This window comes from Bradyrhizobium sp. LB14.3 (assembly GCF_040547985.1).
Classification (GTDB): Bacteria; Pseudomonadota; Alphaproteobacteria; order Rhizobiales; family Xanthobacteraceae; genus Bradyrhizobium.
In genome coordinates this window covers 57243-77660 of sequence record NZ_JBEPQT010000002.1, presented here as the reverse complement: position 1 = coordinate 77660, position 20418 = coordinate 57243, and the positions used below count along the sequence as shown (strand labels likewise).

Sequence of the window (20418 nt, the reverse complement as noted above, 5' to 3'; positions counted from 1 at the left end):
CAGGCAGACCACCATGGGAATTGTTCGCTTCGCGCTCCGGCTTCCGCACACATTCTATGTGCTTGCGGCGCTGATCCTGTTTCTCGGCGGCATCGCGATCCGGTCGATGCCGACAGATATCTTCCCGGAGATTCGGATCCCCGTCGTTACGGTCATCTGGAGCTACACCGGCCTCTCGACGCCGGAGATGGAGCAGCGCGTCAGTACCTACAGCCAGTATTCGATCAGCGCCAACGTCAGCGGTATCAAGAACATCGAGGCGCAGACCCTCAACGGGCTGTCGATTCAGAAGATCTACTTTCAGCCGGACGTCAATCTCGATCTTGCTATCGCGCAGATCGTCTCGGGGACCAATGCCATCCGCGCCCTGATGCCGCCGGGCATCCAGCCGCCGATCATCGTGCAGTTCAATGCCTCGAGCGTGCCAGTGCTCCAGCTCAGCCTCGAGTCGAACAGTCTCAATGAGCAGCAACTCTACGACTTCGGCATCTACCGGGTCCGTCAGCAGCTGGCTCCCGTTCCAGGCGTGACCTTGCCCACACCTGCCGGCGGCAAATACCGCCAGATCATGGTCGACATCGATCCAAACAAGTTGCTGTCGCGCGGATTGACGCCGCTCGACATCGTCAATGCGGTGAACACCCAGAATCTGACGTTGCCGACCGGTACGACGAAGATCGGGGACACCCAGTACACTGTTCGCACCAACGCGACGCCGGGCACGATCCAGGATCTCAACATGATCCCGGTCAAGTTCGCGAACGGGGCCACGATCTTCCTGAAGGATGTCGCCCAGGTCCGCGACGGCGCTCAGGTCCAGCAGAACATCGTGCGCGAGGACGGCCACCGCGCGGTCCTGCTCAGCGTTATCAAGAACGGAAATGCCTCTACGCTCGCCGTCGTAAATGGCGTGAAGGCGGCGTTGACGTCGATCCGCGCGTCGGCTCCGGCGGGGCTGAAGATCAACGAGCTGTTCGATCAGTCGATATTCGTCACCCATTCGGTCAATGGCGTGCTGCGCGAAGGTGCTATCGCCGCTGGCCTGACAGCGCTGATGATCCTGGTGTTTCTGGGATCGTGGCGATCGACGCTGGTTGTCCTGATCTCGATCCCGCTGGCGATGCTGTCCTCGCTGATCGTCCTCTATTTCCTCGGCGAGACCCTCAACACGATGACACTCGGCGGGCTTGCCTTGGCGGTCGGTATCCTCGTCGACGATTCGACGGTGACGATCGAGAACACGCACCGGCTCTGGACCGAGGAAGGCATGCCGTTGTCGGAAGCGACCCTGCATGGCGCCGCCGAGATTGCGGTGCCGACGCTGGTGTCGACGCTCGCGATCAGCTGCGTGTTCACCTCGGTCGTATTTCTGGAGGGGCCGGCCAAATATTTGTTCACGCCGCTTGGCCTCGCCGTGGTGTTCGCAATGCTGGCGTCCTACGGGCTATCGCGGACGCTCACGCCGATCACCATCGGCCTGCTGCTGAAGGGGGAGCGACGCCATGGTGAGGGCGAGCGCCCGTCGGGGATCTTCGCGCGCGCCTCCGCAGCATTCGAGCGCGGCTTCGAGCGCCTGCGCGATGGTTACTCGGATCTCCTGCTGAAAGTGCTGCGGCTTCGCGCCGTCGTACCCGTCGTCGCCGTGCTGGTGCTGGCGCTCGGAGCCACCATGTTCGCCTATGTCGGCAGGGATTTCTATCCCCTGATCGACGGCGGCCAGATCCAGCTTCATGTCCGCGCGCCCGCGGGCACGCGCATCGAGCGCACCGAGGCGATCTTCCAGGCGGTCGAGGACAAGATCCGTGAAGTCATTCCGGAGCATGACCGGGCGCTGATCGTCGACAATATCGGTCTCCCGGCGCGGGCCTACAATCTCGCATTCACCGACGGCTCCACGATCGGGGTGAACGACGGCACAATTCTGGTGTCGCTGAAGGACGGGCACAAGCCGACTGCGGATTACGTCAGGAAGCTGCGGCAGGTGCTGCCATCGGCATTCCCGGAGGACACCTTCTATTTCCAGGCGGCCGACATCGTCACGCAGATCCTGAACTTCGGTCTCCCGGCGCAGATCGATGTCCGCACGGTCGGGTACGGCGCTAACAACCTGGCCGTGGCCAAGGAGCTGCAGAAGAGACTGGCGGAGATCCCCGGAATAGTCGACGCGCATCTGCAGCAGGAGGTCGATGCTCCGGCGTTCTATGCCGACATTGACCGCACCCGCGCGGCGCAGCTGGGTCTCAATGCGAGCACGGTGGCGACCAACATCAATGTCAGCCTCAGCTCGTCCGCGCAGGTCTCGCCGAATTTCTGGACCGATCCGACATCAGGCATCCCGTATTACCTGGCTGTGCAGACGCCCGAATACAGGGCCAACTCGCTAAACGCACTGAGCAACACGCCGGTGTCGGCCTCGCTTGCCGCAAGCGGGCAGACGGTGCCCGGCCTGCTCAGCAATGTCGCCACCTTCAAGCGGGGCACCGTTCCCACCAATTCGAACCAGGTGAATGTCCAGTCGGTGTTCGACGTCTATGCGAGCGTCCAAGGCCGGGATCTCGGCAGCGTCGCGGCCGATATCGAGAAGGTGACGTCAAACCTCCAGAAGCAGTTGCAGCCGGGCAATTCGATTCAGGTTCTGGGACAGATCCAGAGCATGCATCAGTCGTTCCGCGATCTTGGAATCGGACTGCTGTTCGCCGCCATCCTGGTCTACCTGCTGATGGTCGTGAACTACCAGAATTTTGGCGATCCTTTCGTCGTCATCCTGGCGCTGCCGGCGACATTCTGCGGCATTGTAACGATGCTGTTCATCACCGGTACCACGCTGAACGTGCCCTCGCTGATGGGAGCCATCATGGCGATCGGCGTTGCCTCGGCAAACTCCATCCTGCTCGTGACCTTCGCGCGTGACGAGCAGTTGAAGGGACACACCGCCTTCCAGGCGGCGCTCAGCGCGGGCCGAACGAGGATCCGGCCCGTCCTGATGACCGCGGCCGCGATGATCGTGGGCATGATCCCGATGGCGATCGGCGGGCCGGGCGAGGAGCAGAATGCCGCGCTCGCGCGGGCAGTCATCGGCGGCCTGCTGTTCGCAACCCCGACAACCTTGCTGATCGTGCCTTATCTCTTCGCCGTGCTGCGCAAGGGTAATGACGGCAAGCCTCGCCACGGCGTATTCGAGGAGCAACCGGAATGAGTGATGTTCGCGCAAGGACCGATGACGAGGGGGCTCGAGACCGCCCGGGGGCAGAGAGCCTCCGGGTCGTGGAGCTGCCGGGCAAGAGCGCACGATCCGGACGCCGTTACGGTGGCGCGCTGCTCGGGGGAGGTGTGCTCCTGCTGCTTGCGGGCGGTCTCGGCATCGGCGGCTGGCGGCACTACGAGGCCGCGCGTGACGTTGCCGCGGTGGCAGAGCAGGTTCGGACCAACGTTCCGGAAGTTCGGGTGGCGACAGTCAAGCCAAGCGGCAACATCATGAAGGTGAGCTTGCCGGCGACGACGACTGCGTTCGAAGCGGCCAACATTTTCGCGCGGACCAGCGGCTATATCGAGAAGCGCTATGTCGATATCGGCGATCGGGTCAAGAAGAGCGATCTCCTCGCGGAAATCACCGCGCCCGAGCTGGACCAGCAGATCGCGCAGGCGCAGGCGACGCTCGCCCAGGACCAGGCTGCCCTTCAGCAGGCGCAGGCGAGCCAGGAGCTGGCCGACGTCACCAATTCGCGGGACAGCAATCTCGTCAAGCAAGGCTGGTTGACGGCGCAACAGGGCGACAACGATCGACTCACCCTGCGCGCGCAGCAGGGTGCGGTGGGCGTCGCCCAGTCGAACATCACGGCGCAGGAGGCGCAGATTCGCGTCCTCCAACAGGAGAAGGCTTACCAGCGCGTGGTGGCGCCGTTCGACGGCGTGGTCACCCAGCGCAACGTCGACAATGGCAGCTTGGTGCAAGCAGGCTCCACCTTCATGTTCACGATGATGCATTCCGACGTGGTCCGAACTCAGGTTTTCGTACCGCAGGACGAGGCGTTCGGAGTTGGGCCGGGCGTCGATGCGGAAATCCGCGTCCCCGAGATTCCGGGGCGGACGTTTGCTGGCAAGGTTACGCGGATCGCGACCGCGCTGCAGCCGGGTAGCCGGACGCTGCTGACCGAGATCGACGTCCCCAATCCCGATGGCCTGCTCAGTCCCGGGATCTATTGCACCGTCGAATTGTCAATCCCGCGCAGGACGCCATCAGTGACGATTCCCTCCGACGCGCTCGTCTTCGATCAGAACGGCCTCCATGTCGTGGTCGTACGGAACGGCACGGTTCAATTTCAGCAGGTCTCGATCTCCCGGGACTTCGGTACCACGGTGGAAGTACGAGACGGCGTGCAGGCCGGCGATCAGGTCGTGCTCAATCCGGCGGTCAGTCTGGCGGAGGGCAGCAAGGTCACCGTTCGCAAGACCGAGGTGAGTTAGGGACACGGAAATGATGCGGATCGCGCTCGCAACGGTGATGGCTCTCCTGCTCGCCGGTTCTCCGGGCCACGCACAGGTCGCAACGACCGGCAGCACGGCAATGGATCTGCCGACGGTGCCGGGCGCGATCGTGATTTCGCCGCTCAACAGTCCGGGACCGTTTTCGGCGACGACCGTGCCGGGTGCTCCGGATACGACGCTGGCGCCTGTTCCGCTCGCTTCGGATCCGACCACGCCGGGGACGGTCGTCGTCTGCGCTCCATCGTCGTCATCGCCGGCGCCGGTGCCGGCGACTCCGACGGTATCGGCCACGGGCCTTTCGACATCGGGCATCGCAGCTCCGATCCTGCTGGCCATGGGACAGAACGGCAGCTCCATCGGGACTGTCTCCGCCGCTACGCCGGTGGGAACAGGTACGAGTGTCGCATGCAGCTCAACGCCGGGAGGGCAGGTGACAAGCGCTGCGTCCCTGCCGCTTTCGGTACCGCAAGTGGCTGCAAGCCCCGCGCCTGGCACGATCCTGGCGGACACCGGCGGCGCCGGCGGCACTGGCATAGACCCGAACGTCGCCGTTGTGCCCAGCCCAAACAGCTCGGCCTGCGCGGAAGGGGTCTCGATGAATCTGGCGGAGCCTGCGACGGTGTTGCCGGCCAACGCCTCAGGCGCAGCACCGACGCCGGGCGTGTCGCCGATCCTTCCGCCGGGATGCTGAGGCGGAATTGCAGGGCTTCCGTGTCATTGCATCACACCGCATTCGCCCGTCATGTTGCCGGGCGCAGCTTGCGGACTTCGGCATCCGGCGGAAGCATCGTTCCACCGTCCTTATATTTCCAGTCCACCATGACCGCCTTGTTGCCCCTGACCGTGGTGCGGCCGACGAATGTCCCCATCGTGCTCTGATGGTCGATGGAACGCCAGGCCGCCGGTCCAAACGGCGTATCAAAGCTGGCATTGCCAAACCCGTCCGCCATCGTTTCCGTATCGAGGCTCCCGAGGCGCTCGATCGGAGCGACGATGGAGCTGATCATGGCGTGACCGACCACGGAGCCCATGGTGGGAGGCTCGCCATATCGCAAGGAATAGGCCGACGCGAAGGAGCTGTTGGCCTGATCCAGGATCTCGGTCACGGGGTATCCGGTCACGATCCATCCTTTCGGCGCGTCCTCTCCGAGCGGATGGAGGTATTCGGGCTCGCCTGTCGTGAACGACACGACGTCTCGCCCTTCGAACAGGCCGCGATCATTACCTTGCCGGACGAATTTCGTGAGATCGGGCCCGAAGGTGACATTGAGGATCGCTTCGGGATTCTGCTGAGCGAGGGCGTTCACGACAATGCCGGCGTCGATGGCGCCCAAGGGCGGCCACTGACTGCCAACGAACTGGACGTCGGGTCGACGTTGGCTGAGAAGCTGCATGAACCACCTCACGGCCGACTGCCCGTACTCGTAGTTCGGAGCGATCGTCGCCCATCGTGTCGCCTTGAGTTGTGCTGCCTCCTCCCCCAGCATCGCTGCCAGCATGTATGTCGAGGGGCGGAGCCTGTAGGAATATCGATGTCCCCGCTCCCAGACGAGGGCATCCGTGAGCGGCTCGCTTGCGACGAACAAGACTCGATTCTGCCGGGCAAAGTCGCTGACCGCGAGGCCCACATGCGACAGATAGGCACCTGCCAGCAGATCGACCTCGTTCCTGCGCACGAGCTCTTCCGCCGCGCGGATTGCGACGCTGGGTTTGCCTTCGTCGTCCCGGCTGATGACCTGCAGCTCTCGCCCGAGAAGGCCTGCTTTCGCGTTGACCTGCTCGACCGCCAGCTGCCAGCCGCGACGATAGGGCAGGGTGAACGCAGGTGCGCTGCTATAGGAGTTGATCTCGCCGATCCTGATCGGTCGAGTGCCCTGCGCACGGATCAGGCCGGGCGAAAACACCGAAGCGCCGATGCCGGCCAGAATCTGTCGTCGAGAGATGTTCATCGAGCAAGTCCGCAAGATGGAGTGATGGGTCATTTTGGCAGTGCAGGACAAGTTGTCTCGGCCGAGCCTAGCAACCTAGTGGCAGGTGCAAGACGCGGGCCGGTCGCTGTCGCATGTCGAAAGTGAGATGCCCGGTATTTCAGCCAGAGCGCGGGCGAAGGCGAGCGCGGGAAGATCGATCTCCTGATCGAACAGAGCACTGACCGGACCGACGAGATCAAGGGCAGTCTGCTGACGGTTCGATCCAGCCATGATCCTTGCCCACGCCGCCGCAACCTTCAGCTCGTAGAAGCGGCATTGCTGGTCTCGGGCCACAGATAGTCCCTCGGCAAACAGCAATTCCGATCGCGAGAGATCGGATGGATTATTGGCCAGGAGAATTTCAGCCTTGATCCTCAACAGGTCGGCAAGGCACCACAACTGGCGGCCTTGCCGCGATATCGAAAAGGCCTCTTCCACCGCGCCCAGTGCCTGCGCAGCCTCGCCGCTCGCGAGCAGGCCTTCGGCGAGCGATCCGAGAAACTCGGGATTGCGCATCAGCCATCCGTTCTCGGTCCGCGCTTTCAGGCCGCTGCGCAGCAGAGCAATTCCGTCGTCGTGATTGCCTTGCAGGACCAGCAATTGTCCCTTCAGGCAAGACGTCCAGCTGGTCCAGAAAGCTATCCCCTCGCGTGTGACGAGCTCGAGAAGGGAGGATATCGCCTGATCAGCGGCAGCGAGATCATGCGTCATCAGCGCGATGGGGCAGACGGCATTCCGGAGTGCGTAGGCGATTGCAAGCTTGTCCTTCTCACGCTGGGCCTCCTGGAGGCATTCGGCGGCCAGGGATCTGCCCTGGGCGATCTTTCCCTGCAACAGCAGGACGCGCGCCAACATCGCCTTGGCAAGAACGCTCTGGTTCAGCAGAAACCACATCTGGTTCACACCGCCGTTCAATCCGTGAGCCGATTGGTCCAGCGACAGAGTCAGTTCGCGCCGCGCATCCTCCTGCGCGCCAAAGAAATGGCTGGCGGCGCCGATCAGGCGACGGCCTACCGCCTCGTTGGCGGTATTTTCCGTGCGCAGTGCGATCTCGAGGTAGCGTTCGCCGACCTCCTTGGCCGCTGCATATTGACCAGAGTTGAGGTTATAGCTCCACAAAGTCCAGACCGCCTTGAGCTGAAGTTCGAGATCGGACAATTCCTCGGCGAGCACGAGGCCGATGCTCAGTGCCGCCTTCATGCGATCCGCCGATCCCGTCGTGTTGAGAAGTGAGAATCCCAGGGCGACACAGAGCTGCGCCTTCAGCTTCGGAACGCAGCTGAACCCGGGACTGAAATGTGCAAGCGCATGCTCAATCCGTGTCGAACATTCCACGAAGGACAGCAGCTGCATCCATACCGGAACGAAACCGGCCGTCAGCTCGATTCCCAGCGCGGTATCGCCACCGGGCGAGAACGCCCAATCGAGCGCCGCATGCACGTTTCCGATCTCCTGGGCGAAACGGGAGATGTCGTCGGGAGCAGGAGAGGCATCGCCGAGCGGCGCGATGATCTGCCTGAGAAAGCCGGCCTGCCGTTTGGCCGCCTGTTCGACGAGGCCTGCGTCCGCGAGCTTCTCCAGCGCATAGGCGCGGGTGCTCTCCAGGAGGCGCCATCGTCCTTCGAACGAGGGGTCGAGCGACACTAGCGATTTCCCGACCAGATTGAACAGGGTTTCGATGACGTCCGACCGGGACAAAGTGTCGTTCATCATCGCGCTGGCTGCATCGAGCGTGAAGCCGGCAGGAAACACCGCGAGTTGGCAAAGTAGGTTCTGCTCTGCCGGGGGCAAGAGGTCATAGCTCCAGTCCAGTGTCGCCCGCAGGGTCTGGTGGCGTGGCAACTGATCGCGGCGGCCGCCGTTGAGGAGTTCGAAGCGCTTGTCGAGGCGAAGCAATACGGTGTTTACGCCGAGATTGGCGGTCCGGGCCGCGGCAAATTCCAATGCGAGCGGAATGCCGTCAAGCCGACGACAGATGGCGGCGACCTTCTGAAGCTCCTCAGCGCCTGCGGCGAAGCTTGCGCGCAAGGCCCGCGTTCGTGCGACGAACAGCTGCACAGCGCTTTCCCGGAGCAGCAGGTCGGGATCGTGCACATCGGCACCAGGAACCGAGAGCGCCGGAATGGCCGCAACGTATTCGCCATCGATACGGAGGCCTTCGCGGCTGGTCGCGAGGACCGTGGCGTTCGGACAATAGCGCAGCACGGCGCCGGCGATCTGCGCGGCCGCTTCGATCACATGCTCGCAATTGTCCAGGACAAGAAGCAGACGGCGGGTCCCGATGCCTTGGGCAATGCTCGCGGCCGAGACTTCCTTGTCATTCGAGACGAGCTTGAGTGCACGGGCGCATGCGGATGCCGCAAGTGCCGCATCCTGCAGGGTCGCGAGCTCGACCAGCACAACGGAATCGTTGAAAGTGGAGGCGACGCTGCGCGCGAGCTCGATTGCCAGCTTCGTCTTTCCGATACCGCCGGGCCCGACCAGGGTCACGGCCCGAAACGCCGACGACACATCGGCCAATTGGCTCAGACAGTCCTCGCGACCGATGAGAGGCGCGCGGATGCTAGGCAGGTTGCTGGAGAAGGGCGCATCGGCCGGCACAGCGACAGGCGTGGCTGCGGCGTGATCCAGATGCCCACTTCGCCAGGTTCCGGCGAGACTATAGCCGCGACCCGAAATCGTTTTGAGGAGATTGCGATCCTCGCCGAACGCCTTGCGGACGGCCGAAATATGAACCTGAAGCGTATTGTCTTCAACGGTCAGGCCCGACCAGACGCTCCCGATCAAATCGTCTTTGGTAACCAGGAGACCCACTGAGCCGACCAGCTTCTCGAGAATCTCGAATGCGCGGCTGCCGATTGGCACCGCGACGTTGTCGTATCTCAGCTCTCTTCGCTGGCAATCGATCAGCCAATGTCCGAAAGAGTAAGTGCGATCAGTCGGCGATGACATCGGGGGTCCGTGAATCAATTTCGCTGCCGTGATCCGGCGGAAATCACGAGCTCGCCCTTGAGATCACCGCCCCTTGGCAGAATTTGAAAGCGTCAATGCGCTTGGGTCTCCTACAGGGGAGATTGTCGGCGTGTCAAGAAGGCCCACTCAGTCGCCGGCGCTTCGTTCATCGTCGATGCTGGCACCCGACGCGTTCGTGTTCGATACACGAATTCGTGACGAGGTCGGGCGTGGGTCAGATTGCGAGAGTCGTTCGGAAGGAGGCTGATGCCATCAGTGAAGGCATCATTCGCTCACATCGCCGGGAGACGTCAGCGCAACAACTCCGAGGCACGATGCTTCGAGGAGACGTGCACCAGTCGCAAGAACGGCGGCCTGAGTGAGCCGCCGTCCTTCCTACCGCCGAGGGGCCAAAATCCGAAACGTTGAGAGGATCAATTTCCAGTCGGCGTCAACCGGACTTGCTCCGGTTCGGGAACTCAGTAGCCCGACGTGGGCTCGCAGGGCGGTCGGCGCCAGGGAGCGGTTGCGTAAGCGCCGACGTCGGGAGCACGGGCGCAGCCGTGCTTGGAGGTGACCGGAACGCGCTGAGCCGACGCATAAGCGTCGACATTGGTACGCTTCGCGTTGCCTTCGCGAGCCATCACGGGGGAGGCAATCATGGCTGCGACCACGAATCCGGCCGACAAGAGCTTCAGTGTAGTCATCGAACATCTCCTTGAGAAAGCGACGCCGGGAACGTCTCGGCCCGCTCACGGGACATGTGCATGTGCGCGCCGGATCCGCAGTGTTGATCGAACGAACATTTTCGCCTTTGCACGGAGTCGTCGCGGCGCGTTGACCTCAGACATCGACGGCCCATCCGACAAAGAGGTTCGCGCACTAGTCAGGCGAATGCTTTCCGTGCCGAGGGCGCGCCAAGATTGCGAGCGCATTGCACGTTTCCAGATGCCGAAGAACTGTTAAGTTTTGCAGTTGTCGGAATCGATGTGATCGGCCTTGCTTCGAAGCCGGCAGGTGCGCCGCATGGCGCGGTCGCACTCCCGGACTGCGGACACCATCATTTGCACCTGGCAGAACGCAGGATGCTCGATTGCCGTGTTCCGTCATCGGTGCCAGTTGCGGTTGTGAAGGTGGCCCGCGGCGAAGACGGGCGCGGCGCCACCGGGCCGCTCGAGGCCCATTCGCCCGGCCGGCGTCAGCGCGCCACCATTCAGCACGTCGCGATCGGGGTACATCGATGCAAAGGCGGCTGGCTCCTGATCGGCGAAGGACCAGGCTGCGGATGCGGATGATATCGTTGCCGTTGAGAGTAGCGCAGCGGCGATTAGGATTCTGAATACGCTCATAGCGTTTCTCCATTGTTTGCTCTGTGCGGAGAGTCGCTTCGCGATGATCGCTGCTCGGCTAGTGGCGTTTCCGAAATTGTTCTTGATGGTTATGTAGGTCGTCCTGGTGGAAAACCCCGGCGTATGTGCATCACTCTTGCGGGAAGATTCTGTCTTCGTTGTCAGAATTCTCGCGCGATTGTGCGTGGTCAAACGCGTCCAGTGTCCGTTTCTGGAAGGCAGATAGTGTGAACATCTGGAGTGTGAGCAATGAGATCATTTGCTGTTGTTTGTATCCTCGCCAGCGTTGCGCTCTCGGGCACCGCGTCTGCCCGCGGTGGCATGGGATCGCATATGTCGATGGAGAGCGGCGGTGCGCTCGGTACGAGCGCCGCCGCACCAGGAACGAATTCGCTCGGCACCGCGCTTCCGTCTTCGGGCAGTGGTGGTCACGCGACTAAGGGGCCGTTGCTCGGCACGGACCAGACCATCGACAAGGAAGACGCCCGGCTCGAGAAGATGCTGGAAGGATCGATCTGCCGCGGCTGCTAAACAGCGCGCATTGCAAGACGGGAGTGGGGCGGCTGCGCCGCCCGGCTACCCGTGTCTTTCGAAAGAATTGATGGTAAGCTGGGTAGAAAATGATGAAACCGCTTGGGCTGTCCCAATGATGGCTGAGCCAGGCCGGCGTACCGTCTACATTTGCCGGGAATGGGAAATAGATCTTGCCAGACGCGAATTGCGCTTGACGAGAGAGCTCGTTCCCTTGGGGGGACGCGCCTTTGAGATTCTTGCCGAATTGGTGCTGGCGCAGGGCCATCTCGTCACCAAGAAAGATTTAACGGAACGCGTCTGGCGGGGCGTCTTTGTCGAAGAGAGCGCACTTCGCGTGCATATCGCGGCGATCCGAAAGGCGCTTGGTCCTGACCGCGACATGCTGTCAACCGCCGTCGGCCGCGGTTATCGTTTGCTGGGAGCGTGGCAGATCCAGCACATCGACACCCCGCCACAATCTGTCGCAACCGGCTTGCCGCCGTCGATCAACATTCCCAACGCAGCTTTCGATCTCATCGGCCGAACGGCTGCGATCGTACATTTGTGGCGGCTACTGTCGGCCTATCGCATCGTGAGCCTGGTCGGGCCTGGCGGCATTGGGAAGACGTCGCTGGCACTCGAGGCCGCCAGGACGCCTCCGCCCGGCTTTGTGGCTGACCGGTTGCTGGTCGAGCTGGCCTCGCTGTCTGATCCCAAGCTCGTCTGCTCGGTCATCGCCGGCGTGCTCGGCGTCAAGCTCGAGGGCGAGGAGATTTCGCCTGATGCCATCGCGCGTGCAATCGGCCATCGGCCATTGCTGCTCATTCTCGATAATTGCGAACATGTCATTGATGCCGTGGCGGTTGCGGCCGAGCTGATTGTCAGCCGCTGTTCCGGGACGTTCATTGTTGCGACGAGCCGGGAGGCGCTGCGCATCGAGGGGGAGCATGTCTACCGCGTGCCCCCTCTGGATGTGCCGCCTGAATCCCGGTTCGAATCCGCCGGCGCTTCTGCGTACAGCGCAGTGGAATTATTCACGAGCAGGGCGAAGGCGCTGGGTTCAAGCTTCGCGTCCGACGAGGAGAACATTAGCGCCGTCGCAACCATCTGCCGGCGCCTCGACGGCATTCCGCTTGCCATCGAGTTTGCAGCGGCGCGCGCAGTCATGCTCAGCCCGCCGAAGATCGCCGCACTTCTCGATGACAGGTTCAAATTTCTGACGACCGGACGGCGCACAGCGTTGCCGAGACAGCAAACGCTGCGCGCAACGCTCGACTGGAGCTATGACCTGTTGCCGGACGACGAGGCGTGGCTTCTCCGGCAGCTCGGCATATTCGCTGGCGAATTCGAGCTCGATGCAGTGATCGCGGTCGCCGGCGAGGGCATCAGCGACGTGACCGGCCAGCTTGCCCGGCTGGTGGTAAAGTCGCTCGTTCTCGCTGATATTCGCGGCGACAGTCCTCATTATCGCTTGCTGGATACAACACGTGCCTATGCATTGGAGAAGCTGCACGCCGCCGGCGAACATCCCGACGCGGCCTGCCGCGAGGCGAAATACTATTGCGGAGTCTTTGCCCGCGCCGAAGCAGACAGCGAAGTAAGGCCGCAGGCGGAGTGGCTCGCCATCTATGGCCGGCACATCGACAACGTCCGCACGAGCCTCGATTGGGCCTTCTCGTCCGGCGGAGACTCGCAACTTGGGGCGGCCTTGACGGCGGCTGCGGTCCCACTCTGGGTGCAGTTGTCGCTCCTCACCGAATGCCGCGAGCGGACCGAACTCGCCCTGGCGCGCCTCGATCCGACGGCCTCGAACGCGCCGCGGCTTCGTATGCAGCTGTCGGCCGCGCGCGGCTGGTCGCTGATGTACGGTGTTGGAAGGGCCCGGGAGGCCGGTCCCGCCTGGGCTGAGACCCTTCGGCTTGCCGAACAGCTCGGGGACAGGGACTATCTGTTGCGCGCGCTTTGGGGACTCTGCATCGATCAGTTCAACAACGGCGGATTCCGCAGGGCGCTCGAATTTGCGCATCGCTTCGCGGCGGTCGTGGCTGATTCCGGCAATCCAGTCGACCGGATGATGGCCGACCGGCTGCTTGCGACGACGCTGCACTATCTCGGCGATCAGCGGCAGGCCTATGATCATATCGGGCGAACCCTGTCTCGCCTCTCGGATCTGGCGGCCAAGCCTCAGGTCATCCGGTTCCGCTTCGATCTGCGGGTCTCGACGCGCTACTTCCAGGCGCGGATACTGTGGCTGCTCGGCCTCGCGGATCAGGCCTTGAGCGTCGTCGAGCACAACGTCGAGGAAGGCCGGACCAGTGGTCACGCTCTCACTTTCTGCAGCGTCCTCGGCCAGGGTGCTTGCCCGATTGCCCTCCTGACCGGCGATCTCGACGCGGCCGAGCGCTATTGCACGATGCTGCTCGAACATACCGAGCGCCACCCGATCCGCTTGTGGAATCTGTGGGCGCGCGCCTTCAAGGGCCTGTTGATCGCGCGCCGGGGCGACCTTGCGACCGGATTGCCGTTGCTGCGCAAGACGCTCGAGCTTGCCCGCGAGGCGCGTCACCTGCCGCGCTTTCTGCTTATGCTCGGCGAACTCGCGGTATGTCTCGGCGAAGCCGGCGAGGTGTCACAGGGGCTTGCGACCGCCGACGAGGCGCTCGCGCGATGCGAGGCGAGGGACGAGGGGTGGTATGTCGCCGAACTCTGGCGCATCAAGGGCGAATTGCTGCTGCTTCCCGGCGAGCGCCGCTCGACGATCTCTGCCGCGCAGGCCTTCGACAGGGCGTCCGAAGTGGCCCGGAGCCAGGGCGCGTTGTTCTGGGAGCTCAGGACGGCGATCAGCATGGCGCGATTGCGGATGAGCGAGGGGCGTCCGGCCGATGCGCGCCATGTTCTGGCGTCCGCATACGGCAAGGTCACCGAAGGCTTCGAGACAGCAGACTTCCGCGACGCGCGCGCAATGCTGGCGAAGCTGGGGTCGTAGGCGAAGCCCCGGGGAGCGACATCCGATTTAACTCATCGGATGCCGGTGCGGCCTCGGTGAGCGCCGCATCCCCGTGCTCTGGAACGTTCCACAATTCGCGTGTAAGGCCGCTTGTGCCGCGCGCCGACGTCTCATTGCATGCGCAGCGGGGACCGGCAGCCCGCACGAGTCGTTCGAGACTGCACCCCACTATCGCGATTGCACGGCGGTCATTTGGCCGCAAACGAGCACGAGCGTGGCGGGCTCAGCTCGGCAAGCAAGCCCCTTGCCGTCACGAGGCTGCGTGTCTGGAATCCCTCGGTAAACTGCTGATAGACGGACGCAAGCATATCGTGCGCCTGCTGGTGCCGCCCGCCTCGCTGCCATAATCTCGCGAGCGCAATCGCCGCGCGAAGCTCATAGCCCAGCGCTCCCTGATGGCGGGCGATGTCGAGCGCTTGCACGAGGCTCAGCTCGGCTTGCGAAAAATCCGGATTACTCTTGTGCATCAGCGCTTCCGCTCTTGTGCGCAACATGTCGGGCATGTCCATCATGAAGTTGCAGCGCCGGGACTGGGCGATCGCCTGATCAATGGTGTCCAGAGCTTCGTCGCCATGACCTGTCGCCACCAGGGCTTCGGCGAGAGGCATGCGAAGCCCTGCCACCGCACCGAAACTCAGGCTCTGCAGCTTCTCGATCGAACCTTTCAACATCGCGAGCCCGATGCCGGTCTCGCTCCCAGCCAGCAGCGTAATCCCCTTCATGGCCTCGCCTACCATCTGGAGGATGGCGAGGTTGTGCCTTCGAGCCTCCACGATGAATCTGTCGATATGGTCTTCGCAATCCTCCGTTTCGCCATTCCAGAAGAAGACGCCGAATGCCCATGGCAGTGCCCGGCAGAACATCACCGGATGGTTCGCTGCTATGACGTCCGAGATGGCGCGGCGCACCATTTGCGTCGCCTGATCCGAATGTCCCTGAAGCCAGAGGACGCGTGCAAGGGTGATCTGAGCGCGTTTGGGATATTCGAGCGTAAGTCTGCTAGGGACGTCCCCACCCAGGTCCGGATGCAGCAACGCCGATTCGATGTATGAGCGAGAGGCTGCGAACTTTCCGAGATATTGGCAGGAGATGCTGAGCAACACGCGCATGCGCGCCACCGCAATGGAATCGTTGCTGGCGAGAGCAATGGCTTCGCCGCGTTTGGCAGTGCCCAATGCCTCATCATACTTGCCGACGAACAATTGCAGCAAATGCAACTGATCGATCAGGCGGATCTGCCCTTGTATGTCGCCGATCGTTTCCGTCAGCTCGATCGCCCGGTGGAGGTGATTTGCGCCCAATTCATCCAGCTGTCCCGTGAGCATGCGGGCGGCCACAAGCGTAGCGTGAAGGACGAGGCCCTGCTTGATGTTTCCATTGGTCTCATCGAGTGCTTCGATGGCGCGGGTGACCCAGAACTCGCATTCTGCCAGGAGCGACAGCTTGAAGAATAGCGGTACTGACGCCGCGGCGAGGGCCACGCCGGCTCTGCGGTCTCCCTGATCGGAGAAGCACCACGTCAGCGCGGCACGGACGTTGCCAAATTCCTCGGCAGCCGCCGAGAGGTCTCGGTTCGCTTCGCCGCCGATCTTTTCAAGGAGGCCGTGAAAGTAGCAGGTGTGACGTCGCGAGATCGCGCCGGCGTCCCCGCTGGCGGCAAGTTTCTCTTGCGCGTATGCCCGGGTCGAGTCCGCAAGGCGGTAGCGGGTCGGTTGCGAGCCGATGTTCAGTGCGAGCATCGACTTGGCGATGAGGCTGTCGATGATCGCCAGGATCGTGTCGTCGTCCTCCGTGGTCGCGGCAATCGACCGCGCGGCATCCAGGGTCATGCTGCCGACGAACACTGACAGCCGGCCGAGGATCACGCGTTCCGATTCGCTCAGTAGATTGTAGCTCCATTCGATGGTTGCGCGCAGCGTCCGGTGTCGGGGCAGTGCGGTGCGCCGTCCCTCCCATAGCAGATTGAGGTGCTGGTCGAGGAGCTGGACCATCGCTCTCGCGCCGTATACGCCCACATGGGCAGCGGTGAGCTCGATGGCGAGCGGGATGCCGTCGAGCCGGCGGCAAAGGTTGCCGACATCAGAGGCGTTCGCATCCGACAGCGCGAACTCGCCGCCTCCCGCAGTCGCGCGCTCGACGAAGAGTTTCACGGAAGCATAGGCGAGGGCGTTCGCGGCCGTCAGAACGGCCCTCTCCGGCGGGCTCGGCAGCGGCGGGAGACGGTATGTGAATTCGCCTTCGACGCGCAGCAGCTCCCGGCTCGTGGCCAGGATGTGCAGCTCCGGCGCTGCCTGGTAGAGCCGCTCGGCAAGCGCCGCCGCTGCCTCGATGACGGGCTCGCAGCAATCCAGAATGAGCAGCATGCGCCTGTTGCGCAGGAATGCCGCGAGGTTGCTCGTGGGATCATTCGATCGGATCAGCAGTCCAAGTGAAGATGCGACGATTGCCGGCACCGGAGCGGCGTTGCCGGTCTTGCCGAGATCGACGAAGTGGACATGACCGACGAATTCATCGAGCAGGGCGTGGCCTGCGGAAACGACAACCGTGGTCTTGCCGATGCCGCCCGGGCCGACGACGGTGACGAAGCGTTGAGCTCTCAGTTTTTCTGAGATGTCCTGGATGGCTTGCTCGCGCCCTACCATCTGCCGGGGAGGCGCCGGCAGGTTGTGGACGTAAACCGGGTCGGTCGGTGCAGATTGCCTCTGTTCCGGGTGCGAGACCGCAGCGACGAAGCAGTAGCCTTGCCCGGAGACCGTGCTCAGATACCTGACGCCGTCGTTGCCGTCTCCGAGTGCCTTGCGGAGTGCGGCGACATGGACACGCAGGATGTTTTCCTCGACTTCAGTGCCTGGCCACGCCTTGGCGATCAGATCCGTCTTGCTGACGACGTTGCCGGCCTGCCGCACCAGGGCGAGCAGGATGTCGAATGCGCGACCCGACAGTTGCAGCGGGCCTCCGTCTCTTTCAATCAGCCGCCGCGATGGGTCGAGGCGAAACGGCCCGAAGACGAAGATCTCCCGGGAGGCTTCGTCCTGAGCGCAGCGGTCAGCGGGGGTCATCACGTTGTTGCTTTGCCAGCGGGGGCCATTTGGGGATATCAACCCGGCGCACGACTCGTCACGTTCTATGACTTGGAAGCACACCAAGACGTGTGAACGTAGTGGCCCGCGAAAGGTAACATCCGGCAGTTTCAGGGTAAAGGATCAGAGCCTATCACTTTCGTCTGGGGCTCGAAGTCAATCCTGAATCTTTCGGGACGTCCTATCCGATGAATGTCGGCTTGAGAATGTCTTCCAGTCCGATGCGGCGGAGCAGTTCCGCGCGGGCGCTGTCGGCGATGGCGTCGACGGTTGCGGCTCCGTCGTCGTCCGGACCGAAATGAGCGCGTAGCGGACGCTGTCCGAATGGCATGTCGACGACATCGGCTATGGCGGTCGCGACGTCTTGGGGAGTTCGATCCTTCGCCGAGAGCTGCGCAAGCGCCGATAACGCGACCTCGCTCAAATCGGCCGTCGGACCATCCGCGTATTCCTCGGCCCGAACGGTGTCCAGCGGCCGGCCGGAGCGAATGTAGTGGCCGGGTCCGAGCGCGCTGGGGACGACGATGGTCGTCTCGACGCCCCAACGCGCGAGCTCGCCGGCATAACCGAGCGCCAGCGCGTCAAGGGCGGCCTTTGACGAAGCATAGGCGCCGAGGAAAGGAACCGAGCCGCCACGCGCGCTGCTCGACGAGACCCATATCAGCAGGCCTTGGCCCTGCTTGCGCAACTGTGGCAATGCGGCCCGATTGAGCCGTTGCGCATTCAGCACGTTGGTGTCGTAGAGCTCGGCAAGCTGGTCCGGTGTAAAGGCCTCCACCGGTCCGTAGAGGACCTGGCGGGCGTTGTGCACGATCACATCGAGGCGGTTGTTCTCGGCGACGATGGCATCGATGGCCGAGTTTACGGAGGCTTCCGAAGAGAAGTCGAACGCGATGGTTCGGAGATCCCCGCCGTGCTTGCCGGCCTCGGCTTCCGGCCCCGCGACGCCGTGCTCATCGTGGCCATCCGTTTCCCGCATTGAAACGTAGACCGTGTGGCCGGCCTGGGCCAATTTCTTGCAGGTGCTTCGTCCGATGCTGTTCGCAGCTCCCGTGACGATGATCACTTTGCTCATTCGAACCCCAATTGCATTCCACCTCCCGCAAAGACGCCAGCGCCGTCGCGACAGGTCGTCGCTCGGCAATCGGCCGCTGGCCTTGCGCGAAGAGCCTCAGAAATACGGCCGGGCGCAAGACGGGTCTTTCGAGCCCGGCGGCTAATTTTCAGATCGCACGAAATATTTCGAAAAAGCCCGAAGGCGGGACAGGACGGGCCTCCCGCTGCCGGACAACCCTGAACGTGCCTTCGCGAAATTCGCGTTGGGTTTCAGAAGATCGTGGCCGCGGCCGCCGGCTACAAGGAACCTGAGCCGCTCGATGGAACGGACCGTGTGAGCGGTCTGCGGTAGCTCGCGTATTGCAAGGAGAAGCGGATGAATCAGTCGGGCAACCTGCCGCGTTCGGGACTCGGATCGCTCGTGTTGATCGCGGCCGTCCTCGGGGGCGGCGCTGCCGCGTTCGCCTACACCGCAGGCTGGCTCTCACCCGGGCGCCTGACGCCGGAGCGGATGATCGGGGCGCTGACGCCTCCGAGCGGCGCGCCGCTCGGGCACCGCCGAAATCATGCGAAGGGGATCTGCTTCACCGGCATCTTCGAGGCGAACGGAGACGGTGTGGAGCTCTCGCGGGCCAGGGTCTTTGAACGGGGCACCTATCCGGCTCTGGGGCGCTTCAATCTCGGCACCACCGATCCGAACGCCGTGGATGCAACTGTCCGCGTGCGCGGTTTGGGATTGCAGATTGCAGCGGCGGACGGCGAAGAGTGGCGGATGGCGATGATCAACCCGCCGTTCTTTGCAGTGTCCACGCCGCAGGCCTTTCACGACCTGCTGATTGCATCCGGCAAGAAGGATCCGGAGGCGATGCAGATTTTCATCCAGGCAAATCCGGAATTCGCCGCCTTCGCGGCCTGGGCCAAGACGGCGCCCTGGACCGGCAGTTATGCGGAAGAGCCTTACCATGGGCTCAACAGCTTCATCTTCACGGACGCGAAGGGCGGCGAGCATGCAGTTCGGTGGTCGCTGCTGCCGACGGCACAGATCGTTCCGGTTTCGCAAGCTGAGCTGGAAACGCACGGTCCGAATTTTCTCGAGCGGGAGATAACGGAGCGGGTCCGGACCGCCGGCGCGCCACGCTGGACCATGGTCACGACGGTCGCCGATCCCGGCGATCCGACCGCGGACCCGAGCAAGGCCTGGCCGGAGAACCGCCGCACGGTGCAGGTCGGAACGCTCATCGCGCAGCGGATCGAGCCGGAGCAGGATGGGCCTTGCCGCGACATCAACTTCGACCCGACCGTGCTGCCGCGGGGAATCCGGGTGTCGGACGATCCTTTCCCGGCTGCGCGCTCGTCGGTCTACCGCAAGTCCTACGATTTACGCGCGGCCGAAGCCGGCGACTATCCGCGAACTGAGACCACCAAGCCATGAGCATTGCTCCTCATCGTTTCGCCCTGGTTCAGAGGCTCCTGCACTGGCTGATGGCGGCCTGTATCATTGCCATGTTCTTCATCGGCGTCGGCATGGTGTCCACGGTGACGCCGACATATCTGCCGCTGATCCTGATCCACAAGACGCTCGGCCTCACGCTTCTGGTTCTCGTCGTGATCAGGCTGGCTCTGCGGCGCCACTACGGCGCGCCGCAGTTGCCGGCTGATCTTCCGCCGGCGATAAAGCTGGGAGCGAGATTGTCGCATCTGCTCCTCTATGGCTTCATGATCATTATGCCGTTGCTGGGCATCGGCATGCTTTGGGCCGCGGCCTATCCGGTCGTCCTGTACGGCGGAGTCCGAATTCCGGCGTTGCTGCCGCAGAGCGACCCCGTGCACACGCTGCTGTGGCAGGCCCACGTCTATCTGGGCTTAGCGTTCTTTGCCCTCGTGTTGCTGCATCTGGCGGCCGGGCTGTTCCACGCATTGATCCGCCGCGACGGCGTGTTCGGTGCGATCGCACTCTTTCCACCTCGGAACAGGACGACGCCCGCAGAATGAGGGCTTCGCGCGAC

Annotated in this window: 13 protein-coding genes; 7 read left to right on the top strand and 6 right to left on the bottom strand. The window is 63.2% G+C overall.

Translation table 11 applies throughout. The features are described from left to right. Positions 1-13: 13 nt before the first annotated feature. The 3 genes from ABIB00_RS04025 to ABIB00_RS04015 are packed head-to-tail and all read left to right on the top strand — an operon-like array spanning position 14 to position 5176. Positions 14-3196 carry an efflux RND transporter permease subunit gene (locus ABIB00_RS04025; protein WP_354103475.1) on the top strand — a complete coding sequence of 1061 codons (3183 nt, stop codon included), beginning with the start codon at positions 14-16 and terminating at the stop codon, positions 3194-3196. Then, positions 3193-4464 carry an efflux RND transporter periplasmic adaptor subunit gene (locus ABIB00_RS04020; protein WP_354103474.1) on the top strand — a complete coding sequence of 424 codons (1272 nt, stop codon included), beginning with the start codon at positions 3193-3195 and terminating at the stop codon, positions 4462-4464. Before ABIB00_RS04025 ends, ABIB00_RS04020 begins: the two co-directional genes overlap by 4 nt. 10 nt (positions 4465-4474) lie before the next feature. After that, positions 4475-5176, top strand: coding sequence for a hypothetical protein (locus ABIB00_RS04015; protein ID WP_354103473.1), 702 nt, complete (start codon positions 4475-4477; stop codon positions 5174-5176). Positions 5177-5225: 49 nt separating this feature from the next. Here the strand turns inward: ABIB00_RS04015 and ABIB00_RS04010 are convergent, their stop codons facing one another. From ABIB00_RS04010 to ABIB00_RS03995, 4 genes are all read right to left on the bottom strand, one after another. After that, on the bottom strand, positions 5226-6434 hold the full coding sequence (locus ABIB00_RS04010) for an ABC transporter substrate-binding protein (RefSeq protein ID WP_354103472.1): 1209 nt from the start codon (positions 6432-6434) through the stop codon (positions 5226-5228). 75 nt (positions 6435-6509) lie between these two features. Next, positions 6510-9407 carry an ATP-binding protein gene (locus ABIB00_RS04005; RefSeq protein WP_354103471.1) on the bottom strand — a complete coding sequence of 966 codons (2898 nt, stop codon included), beginning with the start codon at positions 9405-9407 and terminating at the stop codon, positions 6510-6512. A gap of 479 nt (positions 9408-9886) precedes the next feature. Then, entirely contained in the window at positions 9887-10114 is a 228-nt protein-coding gene (locus ABIB00_RS04000; protein WP_354103470.1) for a hypothetical protein, read from the bottom strand. 399 nt (positions 10115-10513) lie between these two features. Then, positions 10514-10756, bottom strand: a complete 243-nt coding sequence (locus ABIB00_RS03995) for a hypothetical protein (RefSeq protein WP_354103469.1) — start codon at positions 10754-10756, stop codon at positions 10514-10516. A gap of 249 nt (positions 10757-11005) precedes the next feature. On the opposite strand from ABIB00_RS03995, the gene ABIB00_RS03990 reads away from it, so the two are divergent. Both ABIB00_RS03990 and ABIB00_RS03985 read left to right on the top strand, forming a co-directional pair. Further along, complete coding sequence (locus ABIB00_RS03990) at positions 11006-11287, top strand: hypothetical protein (protein ID WP_354103468.1); 282 nt, start codon at positions 11006-11008, stop codon at positions 11285-11287. Positions 11288-11480: 193 nt separating this feature from the next. Then, positions 11481-14255: an ATP-binding protein gene (locus tag ABIB00_RS03985; RefSeq protein ID WP_502917785.1), complete on the top strand. Its 2775-nt coding sequence runs from the start codon at positions 11481-11483 to the stop codon at positions 14253-14255. A gap of 209 nt (positions 14256-14464) precedes the next feature. On the opposite strand, the gene ABIB00_RS03980 is transcribed toward ABIB00_RS03985, so the two are convergent. After that, positions 14465-17335, bottom strand: coding sequence for an ATP-binding protein (locus ABIB00_RS03980; protein WP_354103466.1), 2871 nt, complete (start codon positions 17333-17335; stop codon positions 14465-14467). A 202-nt stretch (positions 17336-17537) separates the two neighbouring features. After that, the gene (locus ABIB00_RS03975) at positions 17538-18431 is read right to left on the bottom strand and encodes an SDR family NAD(P)-dependent oxidoreductase (RefSeq protein ID WP_354103465.1); all 894 of its coding nucleotides are present in this window, start codon (positions 18429-18431) and stop codon (positions 17538-17540) included. A gap of 357 nt (positions 18432-18788) precedes the next feature. Here ABIB00_RS03975 and ABIB00_RS03970 point away from each other — a divergent pair, with 357 nt between their 5' ends. Then, positions 18789-19844: a catalase family peroxidase gene (locus ABIB00_RS03970; protein ID WP_354103464.1), complete on the top strand. Its 1056-nt coding sequence runs from the start codon at positions 18789-18791 to the stop codon at positions 19842-19844. After that, a complete protein-coding gene (locus ABIB00_RS03965) occupies positions 19841-20404 on the top strand; it encodes a cytochrome b (RefSeq protein WP_354103463.1) in 564 nt (187 codons plus the stop codon). Before ABIB00_RS03970 ends, ABIB00_RS03965 begins: the two co-directional genes overlap by 4 nt. Positions 20405-20418 lie beyond the last annotated feature (14 nt).